The organism is Erwinia sp. MYb375, assembly GCF_037479175.1.
GTDB classification, from domain to species: domain Bacteria; phylum Pseudomonadota; class Gammaproteobacteria; order Enterobacterales; family Enterobacteriaceae; genus Erwinia; species Erwinia rhapontici.
Genome location: NZ_JBBGZS010000014.1, coordinates 196,421 through 210,559, shown reverse-complemented (window position 1 = coordinate 210,559; position 14,139 = coordinate 196,421). Strand labels below are relative to the sequence as shown.

At 55.2% G+C, this 14,139-nt stretch carries 10 protein-coding genes, 1 pseudogene and 1 riboswitch; of the genes and pseudogenes, 6 read left to right on the top strand and 5 right to left on the bottom strand.

Annotated elements, in window-relative coordinates; translation table 11 throughout:
- Positions 1 to 18 precede the first annotated feature (18 nt).
- From tolC to WH279_RS07485, 3 genes are all read left to right on the top strand, one after another.
- Positions 19 to 1,485, top strand: a complete 1,467-nt coding sequence (gene tolC, locus WH279_RS07495) for an outer membrane channel protein TolC (RefSeq protein ID WP_200642807.1) — start codon at positions 19 to 21, stop codon at positions 1,483 to 1,485.
- 144 nt (positions 1,486 to 1,629) lie between these two features.
- Complete coding sequence (locus WH279_RS07490; RefSeq protein ID WP_339455542.1) at positions 1,630 to 2,292, top strand: DUF1190 family protein; 663 nt, start codon at positions 1,630 to 1,632, stop codon at positions 2,290 to 2,292.
- Positions 2,293 to 2,298: 6 nt separating this feature from the next.
- Positions 2,299 to 3,456 (top strand): glutathionylspermidine synthase family protein, encoded by a 1,158-nt coding sequence (locus WH279_RS07485; protein ID WP_339455540.1) that lies wholly within the window; start codon positions 2,299 to 2,301, stop codon positions 3,454 to 3,456.
- 143 nt (positions 3,457 to 3,599) lie between these two features.
- Here the strand turns inward: WH279_RS07485 and ygiD are convergent.
- Both ygiD and ribB read right to left on the bottom strand, forming a co-directional pair.
- Positions 3,600 to 4,382, bottom strand: a pseudogene (gene ygiD / locus WH279_RS07480) (4,5-DOPA dioxygenase extradiol); the annotation flags it as partial.
- Between the two features lie 340 nt (positions 4,383 to 4,722).
- The gene (gene ribB / locus WH279_RS07475; protein WP_133843857.1) at positions 4,723 to 5,379 is read right to left on the bottom strand and encodes a 3,4-dihydroxy-2-butanone-4-phosphate synthase; all 657 of its coding nucleotides are present in this window, start codon (positions 5,377 to 5,379) and stop codon (positions 4,723 to 4,725) included.
- A 110-nt stretch (positions 5,380 to 5,489) separates the two neighbouring features.
- Positions 5,490 to 5,639: riboswitch (FMN riboswitch) on the bottom strand.
- Between the two features lie 147 nt (positions 5,640 to 5,786).
- Here ribB and ubiK point away from each other — a divergent pair.
- The gene (ubiK, locus tag WH279_RS07470) at positions 5,787 to 6,074 is read left to right on the top strand and encodes a ubiquinone biosynthesis accessory factor UbiK (protein WP_200642804.1); all 288 of its coding nucleotides are present in this window, start codon (positions 5,787 to 5,789) and stop codon (positions 6,072 to 6,074) included.
- A gap of 47 nt (positions 6,075 to 6,121) precedes the next feature.
- On the opposite strand, the gene hldE is transcribed toward ubiK, so the two are convergent.
- From hldE to WH279_RS07455, 3 genes are all read right to left on the bottom strand, one after another.
- Positions 6,122 to 7,558 (bottom strand): bifunctional D-glycero-beta-D-manno-heptose-7-phosphate kinase/D-glycero-beta-D-manno-heptose 1-phosphate adenylyltransferase HldE, encoded by a 1,437-nt coding sequence (gene hldE / locus WH279_RS07465; protein WP_339455537.1) that lies wholly within the window; start codon positions 7,556 to 7,558, stop codon positions 6,122 to 6,124.
- An 88-nt stretch (positions 7,559 to 7,646) separates the two neighbouring features.
- Complete coding sequence (gene glnE, locus WH279_RS07460) at positions 7,647 to 10,481, bottom strand: bifunctional [glutamate--ammonia ligase]-adenylyl-L-tyrosine phosphorylase/[glutamate--ammonia-ligase] adenylyltransferase (RefSeq protein WP_339455535.1); 2,835 nt, start codon at positions 10,479 to 10,481, stop codon at positions 7,647 to 7,649.
- Between the two features lie 86 nt (positions 10,482 to 10,567).
- Positions 10,568 to 11,872: a CYTH domain-containing protein gene (locus tag WH279_RS07455; protein ID WP_200642801.1), complete on the bottom strand. Its 1,305-nt coding sequence runs from the start codon at positions 11,870 to 11,872 to the stop codon at positions 10,568 to 10,570.
- Between the two features lie 255 nt (positions 11,873 to 12,127).
- On the opposite strand from WH279_RS07455, the gene WH279_RS07450 reads away from it, so the two are divergent.
- Positions 12,128 to 12,748: a TIGR04211 family SH3 domain-containing protein gene (locus WH279_RS07450; protein WP_200642800.1), complete on the top strand. Its 621-nt coding sequence runs from the start codon at positions 12,128 to 12,130 to the stop codon at positions 12,746 to 12,748.
- Positions 12,749 to 12,889: 141 nt separating this feature from the next.
- Positions 12,890 to 14,110, top strand: a complete 1,221-nt coding sequence (locus tag WH279_RS07445) for a multifunctional CCA addition/repair protein (protein WP_339455530.1) — start codon at positions 12,890 to 12,892, stop codon at positions 14,108 to 14,110.
- The last annotated feature ends 29 nt before the right edge of the window (positions 14,111 to 14,139 follow it).

The following is a 14,139-nucleotide window of genomic DNA, read 5'->3' as shown; positions in this document are numbered from 1 at the left end:
GCACTACAAGGAATGCAAATGAACAAACTGCTCCCTTTACTCATCGGTCTGAGCCTGGGCGGCTTCAGTGTTGCCAGCCAGGCTGAAAACCTGCTGCAGGTATATCAGCAGGCACGTTTATCAAATCCTGACCTTCGTAGCTCTGCGGCCGATCGTGATGCTGCCTTTGAGAAAATTAACGAATCCCGCAGCCCACTGCTACCACAGTTAGGCCTGGGCGCTGACTATACCTATAACAGCGGCTACCGTGATGCCAGAGATACCAATAGCACCACCAAAAGCGCGTCGTTACAGCTGACTCAAACCATTTTTGACATGTCAAAATGGCGTGCACTGACGCTGCAGGAAAAAACGGCAGGCATCCAGGATGTCACTTATCAGACGGCACAACAAACCCTGATTCTGAACACCGCAACCGCCTATTTCAATGTGTTGAATGCGATTGACACCCTGTCGTATACCGAAGCCCAGAAGCAATCTATTTACCGTGAACTGGATCAGACCACTCAGCGTTTTAACGTGGGCCTGGTCGCCATCACCGACGTGCAGAACGCGCGCTCACAGTACGACAGCGTACTGGCCAGCGAAGTTTCCGCACGTAACGACCTCGATAACGCGGTAGAAACGCTGCGTCAGGTGACCGGCAATTACTATCCAAGCCTGGCATCGCTGAACGTCGATGCGTTTAAAACGGAAAAACCTCAGCCAGTGAATGCGCTGCTGAAGGAAGCGGAAAGCCGTAACCTGTCGCTGCTCTCTGCACGCCTGTCTCAGGACCTGGCGCGTGAGCAGATTCGTTCATCAGAAACAGGCCATATGCCTACGTTAGACCTGACTGCCTCAACCGGTTTATCCAACAACCGTTATGGCGGCGACCGTTCCAGCCCCAATAACACTGACAACATCACAGGCAGTAACCAGGTGGGTCTGAGCTTCAATCTGCCACTGTACAGCGGCGGTGCCGTCAGTTCCCAGGTGAAACAGGCGCAATATGCGTTTGTTGCCGCCAGTGAGCAGCTGGAAAGCGCACACCGTTCTGCCATTCAGACCGTGCGTTCCTCGTTTAACAACGTGAACGCCTCGATCAGCAGTATTAACGCTTACAAGCAGGCGGTTGTCTCTGCACAGAGTTCATTGGATGCGATGGAAGCCGGTTACTCCGTAGGTACCCGTACTATCGTTGACGTGCTGGATGCCACCACCACGCTGTATAACGCTAAGCAGCAGCTGGCGAATGCCCGTTATAGCTACATGATTAACCAGCTCAATATCAAATCTGCGCTGGGTACGCTGAACGAGCAGGATCTGCAAACGCTGAACAATCATCTGGGCAAAGATATCGGCACCTCGCCAGACATCGTCGCCCCGGAAAATGCACAGCAGGCTGCCAACGCGGATAGTGCTGAACCCCGTTCAGCCAGCAAAGCGACGCCGGTGAGCAACAAATCGGCCACCCGCGCCAACAGTAATCCATTCAGTCAGTAATTCCCCAAGGGGCAGCAAACGCTGCCCCTTCACAATCAAACGTATAGCTACGTAAAGATCCCCTCCAGGTCAGGCTTCATCGCTTCATTTTTCACCGCTGTTCCCCTATCCTATGCACTACCTTTGGGCACAGGACGAAAAGTGATGAAACGGACTAAACAGATTAATCATGCCTCCTTTCGCAAAAGCTGGAGTGCACGCCATTTAACGCCGGTCGCACTGGCGGTGAGTGCAGTATTTATGCTGGCCGCATGTGAACAGGCCGACGAAACTGTATCGATGTATCAGAACGCTGATGACTGCTCAGCCGCTAACCCAGGCAAGAGCGCACAGTGCACCACGGCGTTTAACAGCGCCAAAGAAGAAGCGGTCAAAACCGCACCGAAATATGCGACCCGTGAAGACTGCGTGGCGGAATTCGGTGAAGGTCAGTGCCAGCAGGCTCCTGCTCAGGCGGGCGTGGGTACCACCAATGCGGAATCTCAGTCCAGTGGCAGCTTCTGGATGCCACTGATGGCCGGTTACATGATGGGCCGTATGATGGGTGGCGGTATGGGGCAGCAGCAGCCGCTGTTCTCCTCGAAGAATCCAGCCAGCCCGGCCAACGGCAAGTTCGTTGATGCCAGCGGCAAGAGCTTCGGCGCAGCAACCTCGGGCCGTACCATGACAGTGCCTAAAACAGCGCTGGCGCCGAAACCGGCCACCACCAGCACCGTCACCCGCGGTGGTTTCGGTGAGTCCGTTGCCAAGCAATCCACCATGCAGCGCAGCAGTGCTACCAGCACCAACCGCAGCATGGGGGGCTAATCGCCAATGAAGCGTATTGCCATTGCTGAACGCCCTGACTGGCGGGAAAAGGCGACGGAATATGGTTTTCGTTTTCACACCATGCACGGGGAACCGTACTGGTGTGAAGATGCCTATTACCAGTTTACGTTGCAGCAGATTGAATCACTGGAAGATGTGACCAGTGAACTGCATCAGATGTGTTTGCAGGCGGTGGAACTGGTGGTCAACAGTGAAGAACTGCTGACCAAGTTCCGTATTCCGAAGCACACCTGGGATTTTGTGCGTGAATCCTGGAAAAGCGGCCAGCCGTCACTTTACTCAAGAATGGATCTCGCCTGGGACGGTGTAACGCCGGCCAAGCTGCTGGAAAATAACGCCGATACCCCGACTTCGCTGTATGAAGCGGCCTTCTTCCAGTGGCTGTGGCTGGAAGACCAGCTGAATGCTGGCGTGCTCCCTGCGGGTAGCGATCAGTTCAACAGCCTGCAGGAAAAACTGATCGAGCGCTTTGGCGAACTGCATCAGCAGCACGGTTTTAGCTGGCTACACTTTGCCTGCTGCCGTGATACCGATGAAGATCGTGGCACCGTTCAGTATCTGCAGGATTGCGCCACGGAAGCCGGGCTACCAAGTGAATTCCTGTATATGGATGAAATCGGCCTGGGTGAGAAAGGGCAGTTTACCGATGTTCACGATCAGGTGATCGGCAATCTGTTTAAGCTCTATCCATGGGAATTTATGCTGCGTGAGATGTTCTCCACCAAACTGGCTGACGCCGGTGTGCGCTGGCTGGAGCCTGGTTGGAAAAGCATTATTTCCAATAAAGCGCTGCTGCCGCTGCTGTGGAAAATGTTCCCTAACCATCCGAACCTGCTACCCGCTTACTTTGCAGAAGATAACGTACCGCATATGGATAAATATGTGGTTAAACCGTTGTTTTCCCGCGAGGGTGCCAATATCCGCATCGTCGAAAACGGTAAAGAGATTGCACGTGTTGACGGGCCGTACGGTGAGGAAGGCATGATCGTGCAGCAGTTCCATCCGCTGCCAAAGTTTGGCGACAGCTATACGCTGATCGGATCATGGTTGATCAACGATCAGCCAGCGGGTATTGGTTTGCGTGAAGATCGCGATCTGATCACTCAGGATCTCTCGCGCTTCTATCCGCACGCGTTTATCTAATAATGTGTGATCGTCGGGCGAGGCATGCCTCGCCCCTACACATGATGGTGCAAAATTGCATGCCGTGGTCTGGCATGCCTCGCCCCTGCATAGGATTGTGCAAAATGGTCACCGTAGTGGGGGGGGGGGGCCGGCCGCGGTTGTCCCACCTGCACCGACAACATACTTAATGACCCCATCACAATCCCATCCACCGGCACAGATACCGTTTCGCCTTCAGCACGTGCGCCCAGCACATACAACAACGGCAGGTAATGTTCTGGCGTCGGGTTCGACAGTGCCGCCCCCTCATGCTGCATAAAGTTCACCAGCGGATGCTGCTCATCTTCGCCTTCCCAGCTCAGATTATCGCGTACGTACTGGTTAAAGGATTCTGCCCACGGATAGGCTTCTGCTTCGCCCTGCCACCGTACCATACGCAGGTTGTGTACCACGTTCCCACTGGCAACAATCATGATGCCCTGATCGCGCAGCGCTGCCAGTTTACGGCCTAATTCAAAATGGTATGCGGCCGGTTTGGTGCCATCCACGCTGAGTTGTACCACCGGAATATCCGCATCCGGGTACATTTTGATTAATACGCCCCAGGAACCGTGATCGAACCCCCACTCCTGATCCAGATCGACCGCCACCGGTGCCAGTTTTTCTGCTATCTGGCGGGCCAGCTCCGGCGATCCAGGAGCCGGATACCGTGTATCAAACAGCGCCTGGGGGAAGCCGCCAAAATCATGAATTGTGCGTGGTTTTTCCATCGCCGTCACCGCCGTGCCGCGTGTGTACCAGTGCGCAGAAACGGCAATGATCGCTTTTGGACGTGGCAGGTTTTTCCCCAGCTGACGCCAGGTCTCAGTCCAGATATTTTCTTCCAGTACGTTCATCGGACTGCCGTGACCGAGGAAAAGTGCAGGCATACGTGTGTGGCTCATGGTGTGATTCCCAGAAAGTGGTATTTAATGGAAGTCACACTACGCTCTTTTTTCCACGGATGAACCTGGATAACCCTGACGAAGATATTCAGAAAATTTGAAGGGGAAATAGCGGAAGGAAAGAATGCAGATTGAAGTATGGCGGGGGAATTCCTTTGCATAATTCAAGCTACAGGAGAACCAATGCGCCCACCACTTGAAGTATGACGAGGAATTCCCCTAAATAATTCAAGCTATGGGCAGGCGGCAACGCAGCAAGTCCCCGGGAGCATACATCAGTATGTGACCGGGGCGCGCGAGGAGAGCCAACGCACCCATCGCTTGAAGTATGACGGGGAATTTAGCTGGCCTGACGCGTCTCATGACTACGACGATACGCCACCAGATCTTCGATCGTCACAACCGGCATATTGTGTTGCTTAGCAAACACCACCGCTTCCGGCGCGTGCGCCATAGAGCCATCGTCGTTGGTCAGTTCACACAGAACACCGGCTGGCTTGAAACCTGCCAGCGTGACCAGGTCGATAGTGGCTTCAGTATGGCCACCACGGGTCAGAACACCACCGGAACGGCCGCGCAGCGGGAACACGTGCCCTGGACGATTAAGGTCTTCTGGCTTTGCATTGTCAGCAATGGCGGTGCGGATGGTTGTCAGGCGGTCAGAGGCGGAAACACCGGTGGTGACCCCCTGTGCCGCTTCAATCGTCACGGTAAAACCGGTGCCGTAAGAGCTGGTGTTGTTCTGCACCATCATTGGCAGGTCCAGCTGTTCCAGACGTTCTTCCGTCAGACACAGGCAGACAATGCCGCTGCCGTGGCGAATGGTCAGCGCCATCTGCTCAACGGTCATGGTTTCAGCGGCGAAGATCATATCACCTTCATTTTCACGATCTTCATCGTCTAATACCATCACACCGCGGCCTTCGCGCAGCGCTTCGATGGCACGGGTTACACGCTGTTCAGGCGTGCCAAATTCAGAAAGTAGCGACTGATTCATGGTAAATAAACCTTAAATAAATGTATGGGTTACCAGAATCAGGGCGTGCTTAGGAGTGTCATGCGGTGACAAAAAAAATAACGCGAGGCGAGCAAAAGCCCGTCAAGAATCGTTACTCTCTCCCATCCGGACTCTAACCGTCGGCCCCGGAATTACACCGGATCTGCTGTCCTTCAGGAATGACCCTGAAGCGCTCGCGGGCTTTCAGCAAAAGCTGATTTACCGCCGGTGGGGAATTTCGCCCCGCCCTGAGAATAAGCAAAATCATCATAGCGCTGAAAAAGTGACAGATCAACGAACAAAATGGGCAAATTGATATCCATTTTTTCGCTATGGTGTTTTCAGGTTTATACCGAACGCATCTGGGATTACACTAGGGTAAAATTCGCTGTTATCAGGAAACCGCTATGCTTGACCCAAAAAAAATTGAACAACTGGCCCGTCAGGTCCATGAGTCGATGCCGAAAGGCATCCGTGAGTTTGGTGATGATGTGGAGAAGAAAATCCGTCAGACATTACAGGCACAGCTGACCCGTCTGGATGTGGTTAATCGCGAAGAGTTTGATGTACAGACTCAGGTACTGCTGCGCACCCGCGAGAAGCTGGCTGCGCTGGAACAGCGCCTGGCAGAACTGGAAAGCCGCGTTTCCCCTGCCCCAGCCCCGGTCGTTAGCGAGCCAAAAGCGGCAGAATAGGCCACGCTTTAGTGATACGGCTGCCCTCCACGGGCAGCCGTCGAAGGCTAGCTTCTTCCGGTACCAGAAATAATCGTTTTAATGATATTACTGGTGGAAATACCGTCTTCGAAGTTGAGCACTCGCACATCACCGCCGTTCGCCCACACCTCTTTACTGCCGGCAATATCTTCTGGTTTATAGTCGCCACCTTTCACCAGCAGATCGGGAAGGATCTCAGCGATCACACGCTGCGGCGTATCTTCTTCAAATCCAATCACCCAATCCACGGCTTCCAGCGCACCCAGCACGATCATACGGTTAATCAGCGTGTTCACCGGGCGGGTTTCCCCTTTCAGACGTCGGGTCGATGCATCGCTGTTAACCGCTACAATCAGGCGGTCACCCAGCTTACGGGCATTGGCCAGGTAAGAAACATGCCCGGCGTGCAGAATGTCGAATACGCCGTTGGTCATCACCACTTTTTCACCACGCTGACGGGCTTTCGCCACTTCGGCAATCAGCTGCGCTTCATCCATCACGCCGAAACCCGATTCCGGACGCGCGCGAATCGCATTTTCCAGCTCTACAGGAGAAACCGTCGAGGTACCGAGTTTACCCACCACCACGCCCGCGGCCGCATTGGCCAGGAAGCAGCTCTCTTCCAACGAGTTACCCGCCGCCAGCGCTGCCGCCAGCACGCCAATCACCGTATCCCCCGCACCGGTGACATCGAACACTTCCTGCGCTAGGGTTGGCATATGGAATGGTGCTTTACCCGGTTGAAGCAGGGTCATACCGTGTTCTGAACGGGTCACCAGCAACGCAGACAGCGCGTGCTGCTGCATCAGAGCGGTACCGCGATCCACAATTTCTTCTTCCGATTTACACTTGCCCACCACTGCTTCAAATTCAGAGAGGTTTGGCGTCAGCAGCGTAGCACCGTGATAACGGCTGAAATCGGTGCCTTTCGGATCCACCAGCACCGGGACTCCCGCTTTACGCGCCAGGGCAATCATCGTTTCCACGCTGGCCAGTGCACCTTTCGCATAATCAGACAGCACTAACGCACCAATCGTTGGCAGCGCCTGCTCGATACGCTGATGCATCGGCTCAGGATCAATACCTTCAAATCCCTCTTCGAAATCCAGACGGATGAGCTGCTGATTGCGTGACAATACACGCAGTTTAGTGATGGTCGGATGGGTAGGCACAGAGACAAAATCACACTGAACATTGACGCCAGCCAGGGACGCGCTGAGGGCACGCGCAGCATCATCAACACCGGTCAATCCAACCAGTCGTGAAGCAGCACCCAGCGCGGCAATATTCATCGCCACGTTGGCCGCACCACCAGGGCGCTCCTCCACATGATCCACTTTCACCACTGGCACCGGAGCCTCAGGTGAAATGCGGCTGGTTGGGCCGTGCCAGTAGCGATCCAGCATCACATCGCCAACCACCAGCACACCCGCACGCGTAAAATCGGGTAGTGTAATTTTCATTCCAGAGACTCCAGACTGCAGTAAAAATGAGTGCGCGCGATGATATCACAATTGTCTTAATGGCAAATCATCGCATCTGCACGGGACATCAGACACCCAGCCATGCCTGCCAACTGGCATTGACCGCCGATCTTTCACCTGACCAGGCCGTATCCTCTACCAGGCCTGGGAGCTCCTGCAACGCCAGATGGTGCAAGGCATCACGCAGCGTGACATAAGCATGCGTTAGCGCTTCCGCCTCTTCCTGCTCCATTTTGCCGCTGGTCGCCAGCAACGCCAGAATGCGCACGTTATCGGACCAGCGGGTCAGCATGGGCTCCTGAGCGGCATAACGCAGCACCAGGTATTGCGTAATAAATTCAATATCGGTAATCCCGCCTACATCGGCTTTGATATCCCAACGCCCTTTGTGCTTGTGACCCAGATGGGCGCGCATTTTCTCACGCATTTCGCGCACTTCTGTTTTCAACGCATCGGCCTCTCGGGGTATGGAGAGAATGCCACGGCGAATCTGGTCGAAACGCTGGCTCAGGGCCGCGTCACCAAACACGATACGCGCACGCACCAACGCCTGATGCTCCCAGGTCCAGGCTTCATTGCGCTGATAGTCATCAAAGGCATCAAAGGTGCTGACAAGCATCCCCGCCGCCCCTGACGGGCGCAGGCGGGCATCCACTTCGTAGAGAATGCCGGAGGAGGTGCGGGTGCTAAACAGATGCATCACACGTTGTGCCAGGCGCAGATAAAACTGCCTTCCGTCAATACTGCGCTCACCCAGTGTCACCGCTTCTGACGGACAGTCATGCAGGAACACCAGATCGAGGTCAGAACTGTAGCCCAACTCCCAGCCCCCCAGTTTGCCGTAGCCCACAACCGCGAAACCGCGCTCGCTGTCGGTGGTCAGATGGGAAGGCCGCCCGTAACGCTGTACCATCATGTTCCACGCCTGCTGAACCACGGTCTCAATCATCGCTTCCGCCAGCCAGGTCAGGTGATCGCTCACTTTCATCACCGGCAAGGTTTTGGCAATATCCGCGGCAGCAATACGCAGATGCTGTGCTTGTTTAAACTGACGCAGCGCTTCCAGCTGCTGCTCTTCATCCTCTTCCGGGATACGCAGCAGATATTGTCGCAGTTCATCGCGATAGGCATCCGTTGCGGTGGGCTGATACAACGTGGCAGGGTCGAGCAGTTCATCCAGCAGCAGCGGATGCCGCGCCAGCTGGCTGGCGACCATCGGGGAAGCGGCACACAGACGAATTAAGTGCTTCAGCGCACCATGGAATTCAGTGAGCAGCTCCAGATAGGTGCTACGCGTCACCACGCCCAGCAGCAACGGCGTCAGACGGCTCAGCGTGACCGGGGCATCATCACGCGGCACAACCTCACTCAACAGTCGCGGCATCAGTTGATCCAGCGCCTGACGGCCACGCGGGCCAATCGTCCGTTTATCGACGTCCTGACGGAAATCGGTAATCGTGCGCAGCAATAGCTGGCGTGCACCGCTGTCGAGATGGGGGACCAGTGGTTCCAGCTCTGCCTCTTCCAGCTGATCCTGCCACAATACGCCATATTCACCCGCTTCACGGTTCTCACCGTTTTCAGGCGCATCGTCACCAATCAGATCGTTAAAAATGGTCCGTACCGCCAGCATATGGCGATCCAGCTCAAGATGTAATGCAGCCCAGTCGGCAAAACCCATCGCCCAGGCGAGACGCGCGCGATCCAGCTCGCCACCCGGCAGCGTCTGCGTCTGTTCATCGTTAATACTTTGCAGCAGGTTTTCCAGCCGACGCAGGAACAGATAGGCCTCCTGTAACTGCTCCACCTGCTCTACCGGTAAGAGATTCAACTGACCAATCGCGTCCAGCGTTGGCAACAGGGAACGTAGCTGAAGTGAACGCTCACGCCCGCCACGGATCAGCTGGAATACCTGAACAATAAATTCCGTTTCGCGAATACCGCCCGCACCGAGCTTAATGTTATCCGTCAGCCCGCGTCGCCGGACTTCGCGAGCGATCATGCTTTTCATATTACGCAGTGACTGGATCACGCTGAAATCAATGTAGCGACGAAACACAAACGGTCGCAGCATTTGGCGCAGTTCCTCACTCCAGCGGTCATTCCCACCGCCCATCAGGCGCGCTTTGACCATTGCATAGCGTTCCCAGTCGCGTCCCTGCTCCTGGTAATAATCTTCCAGCGCCGCAAAACTCAGCACTAATGGCCCGCTGTCGCCAAACGGGCGCAGGCGCATATCAACGCGATAAACAAAACCATCGGCCGTGGGCTGATCCAGCACCTTGATCAACCGCTGACCCAGACGGGTAAAGAACTGAGCATTGTCCAGTTCACGGCGGCCCCCCTGCGTGGTGCCGTTTTCCGGCCAGGTGAAAATCAGATCGATATCAGAGGAGAAATTCAGTTCGCCGCCGCCCAATTTTCCCATGCCGAGGATCAACAGCGGCTGGGGTTCTCCGGCGGCGTTCATTGGGGTGCCAAAATCACGGCAGCAGGCGTGCCATAACCAGTCGCGGGCAGCCACAATCAGGGCTTCCGCCAGTTCGCTCAGTTGACGTAAAGAGTGTTGTGTATCACTGGTGGCCAGCGTCTGCATCCAGGCAATGCGCGTCAGCATATGACGACGGAACAGACGGAGTTCACGCATCAGCGCATTTTCATCCTGCACCGTGTCCAGCTTTGCTTGCAGCCAGTCAGCATAATGATGCCATTCATCCGGGTGCGGCGGGGAGTGCTGAAGCTGCTGCCACCATTCAGGGTATTTTGCCAGGTTATCGCTGATAAAATCGCTAAATACCAATACTGCCTGCTGCTGCACAGAAGCCTCGCTAAACAGCGGGTTAAGCAACGCACGCTGTTCCTGCATGAGCAGCGGCAGAGGTTGAGCTGGTGATGGCCCCATACAATAAACACTCCCTATACCCCCTTCATACTTCGAGCTACAGCTCGCATTATGAAGGGGATAGCATTGAAAGACCCCGAAACGGGTTACAGGCTGCCGTTTTTCCAGAACGCCGACTGTTTCAGCGCCTGCTGACGATGGGCATCCAGCCAGACATCCTGCTGCCCCACAATGGCTTCACGCAGCTGCTTCCAGCTTTGTAACCAGGCATTGACGAGGGTGGCATCATAGGCGCCCGCCAGCAGATGAACCGCCAGAATCTGGCGATGCAAACGCGTCAGTTTGTCCTGATATTCACCCGAATGATTCAGGTGGTCGAATGTCTCTTTCAGATCGGCTGCAATGCGGCCCAGCATGATGTCGCTGAAACGTTTGAACGAACCTTGTAGTTTGGCATCCGACTTTTGATCGACGAACTGGCGCCAGCGCTCAGTGGCAATCCAGTGAGTAAGCGCTAACTGAGTTTCCAGCCAGAGGGGACTGAAGCAACATTTTTGCGCATCAGGCTGATCATCCTGCAACGCCTCTTCCAGCAACGTCAGCTTCTGGCGAAGTTCGCTGCTGGCTTTGCGTGGCACCAGCGCACCGTAGAGAGAAAACGTCTGACGCAGCACTTCAAGCGCATCTTTCACTTCATGCAATGCACCCGAACTGCCGCGCAGCCACAGCTCCTCGTGATATTGCCACTGGCTTAATGCCAGCAGGAATGATGCGCGCATTCCCTCTTCCACTGTCGCTTTTGGCTTCACTTTTAGCAGCGGAACCGGACGCAGCGCACGCGGCAGGTCGCCCTGAGCCAGCGCATAACCACGCGCCGCTTTACTCAGGCTCCCCAGACGCAGACCGTCAATCGTTGCCAGTTCAGCGGCAAAGGCCAGCAGGTCATCGCGCTGACCGCTTTTCAGCTCCAGCTCAACTTCCATCAAGGGTTCACTGCGGTCATCTGCCGTGATCTCACCGCAGTCATAGGCCACTTCTATCTCGCTTTGCAGGTAAGTAACTACCCACTTTTCACGCACAAAATGCGTGCTAAACAGCGCCTTGAGCTGCGGTTGTAAGGCTGCGATATCGGTTCCTGCAGGCCAGACATCGGCAGGCAACTGCTGAATATCAAGCTCGGGCTTAGCCAGTGCCACATTATATTCCGGGCGCTGGTGCAGCCCACCAATCGTCTGACCGGCGGTTTTCAGCGTCATTTCATAACGGTCACCGAAGCCGCGAATACGCAGCCCCATATCCCAACGGCGCAACTGGTTGTCAGGGGTTTCGAAGTAGATATTCGTCAACGTCTGACCGGCAGTGTACTGATGAGGCCAGGCAGTGAGTTTGCTGGCGATTTTTGCAGCCGCTTCTGGTGCGGCAATGAACTTTAATTCGATTTCGATGGTCATAATGTCTTATTTACGTCGTTAACGGCAGAGTAAACGGTTAAGGTGTCTGATTATGCTCGCATTGGTAGGCGGGCGATCGTTCCTTTTGCCTATGAAGAGTAATGCACAAGAGACAGCACTGTCTCTGGTTTATTACGTTTTCGCGCACAACCTCTCAGGCTGTATGAGACCAGGATAGTTCTCATTCAGCTTTCTGTGAGGCCGCTCCAGACTGTGCGATTACCTTTTTACAGCCCTTATTTAGAAAGAGTTCGAATGAAAATAACTCACCTCATCGGCCTGACATTGCTCACGTTGAGTGCTGCGGCAACCGTTCATGCCGAAGAAAAACGCTACATCTCCGACGAGCTGTCCACCTGGGTTCGCAGTGGCCCCGGCAACGATTACCGTCTGATCGGCACGTTAAACGCAGGCGAAGAAGTCGCCCTGCTGCAGTCGAATGATAGCAGCAACTATGGCCAAATCCGCGATAGCCAGGGCCGTACCACCTGGATCCCACTGGCCCAGCTTAGCCAACAACCCAGCCTGCGTACCCGCGTCCCGCAGCTGGAAGAACAGGTGAAAGTGCTCACCGCTAAACTGGCGAATATCGACAGTAGCTGGAATAACCGCACCGCTGATATGCAAAAAAAGGTCGCTGGCAGCGATGATGCGATCAACAGCCTGAAAGAAGAGAATCAGCAGTTAAAAAATCAGTTGGTGGTCGCGAAGAAAAAAGTCGATGCGGCTAACGTGCAACTGGATGACAAGCAGCGCACCATCATTATGCAGTGGTTTATGTATGGTGGCGGTGTCGCGGGCGTTGGCCTGGTGCTGGGCCTGCTACTTCCTCATATGATCCCACGCCGGAAAAAAAGCGACCGCTGGATGAACTGATCCTTCGCTTGTTTACGTTAAAGGGTATCTGCGGATGCCCTTTTTGCCATGTCTGCGATTTATCATTTATGCAACATGGATGTTATAGTCTGACGATTAATACTCAGTTAATTCTGATTATCAGCCTTGTGGAGACCCGCAGTGAAAACATACCTTGTCGGCGGCGCCGTGCGCGATGGACTGTTGAATTTGCCGGTGAAAGACAAAGACTGGGTGGTGGTAGGTGCCTCTCCTCAGCAGATGCTGGAGCTGGGCTTTGAGCAAGTAGGCCGCGACTTCCCGGTGTTTTTGCACCCTTCAAGCCATGAAGAGTATGCGCTGGCCCGCACCGAACGTAAATCCGGCAGCGGTTATACCGGATTTGTCTGCTACTCCGCGCCGGATGTCACACTTGAGCAGGATCTGGCACGGCGCGATCTGACCATCAATGCTATCGCGCAGGACGCTGACGGCCACTACTATGATCCCTACGGCGGGCGTGACGATCTTGAAAACCGTCTGCTTCGCCACGTCTCTGAAGCCTTCAATGAAGATCCACTGCGCGTGCTGCGCGTGGCGCGTTTTGCCGCCCGGTATGCCCATCTTAACTTCCACATTGCCAGCGAAACCCTCGCCCTGATGCAATCGATGGCAGAGAGCGGCGAACTCTCTCACCTCACGCCAGAGCGCGTCTGGAAAGAGACTGAAGCGGCCTTACAAACACGTAACCCGCAGGTCTTTTTCCAGGTACTGCGTGACTGCGGGGCGCTGGCGGTGCTGTTCCCGGAGCTGGACAACCTGTACGGCATTCCCGCCCCGGCAAAATGGCACCCGGAGATCGACACCGGCGTGCATACGCTGATGACGCTGGCGATGGCAGCCCAGCTCAGCCCGGAGGTTGATATCCGTTTCGCCACGTTATTCCACGATGTGGGCAAAGCCCTGACGCCGCCAGAAAAGTGGCCAAGCCATCACGGGCATGGTCCGGCGGGCGTGGCGCGGGGGGGGGGCCGGGGGGGGCGATTACGTATTCCGAATGCCCTGCGCGATCTGGCACTGCTGGTGACCGAATTTCACGACCTGGTGCATACCGTCCAGAACCAGTCAGCGACTACGCTGGTGGCGTTGTTTGACCGACTGGATGCCTGGCGCAAACCCCATCGCGTGGAGCAGATCGCACTGACCAGCGAAGCCGATGCCCGTGGACGCACCGGATTCGAAAATAATCCGTATCCTCAGGGTGATTATCTGCGTGAGGCCTGGAAGGTCGCGTTGAGCGTGTCGACGAAAGACGTTGTTGCGGCCGGATTTAAAGGTGTGGAGGTGCGGGAAGAACTCACGCGCCGCCGGATAGCGGCACTGGAGAACTGGAAAACCGCTTAATATTGCCCAACGTAGGGGTCAGGCAAGCC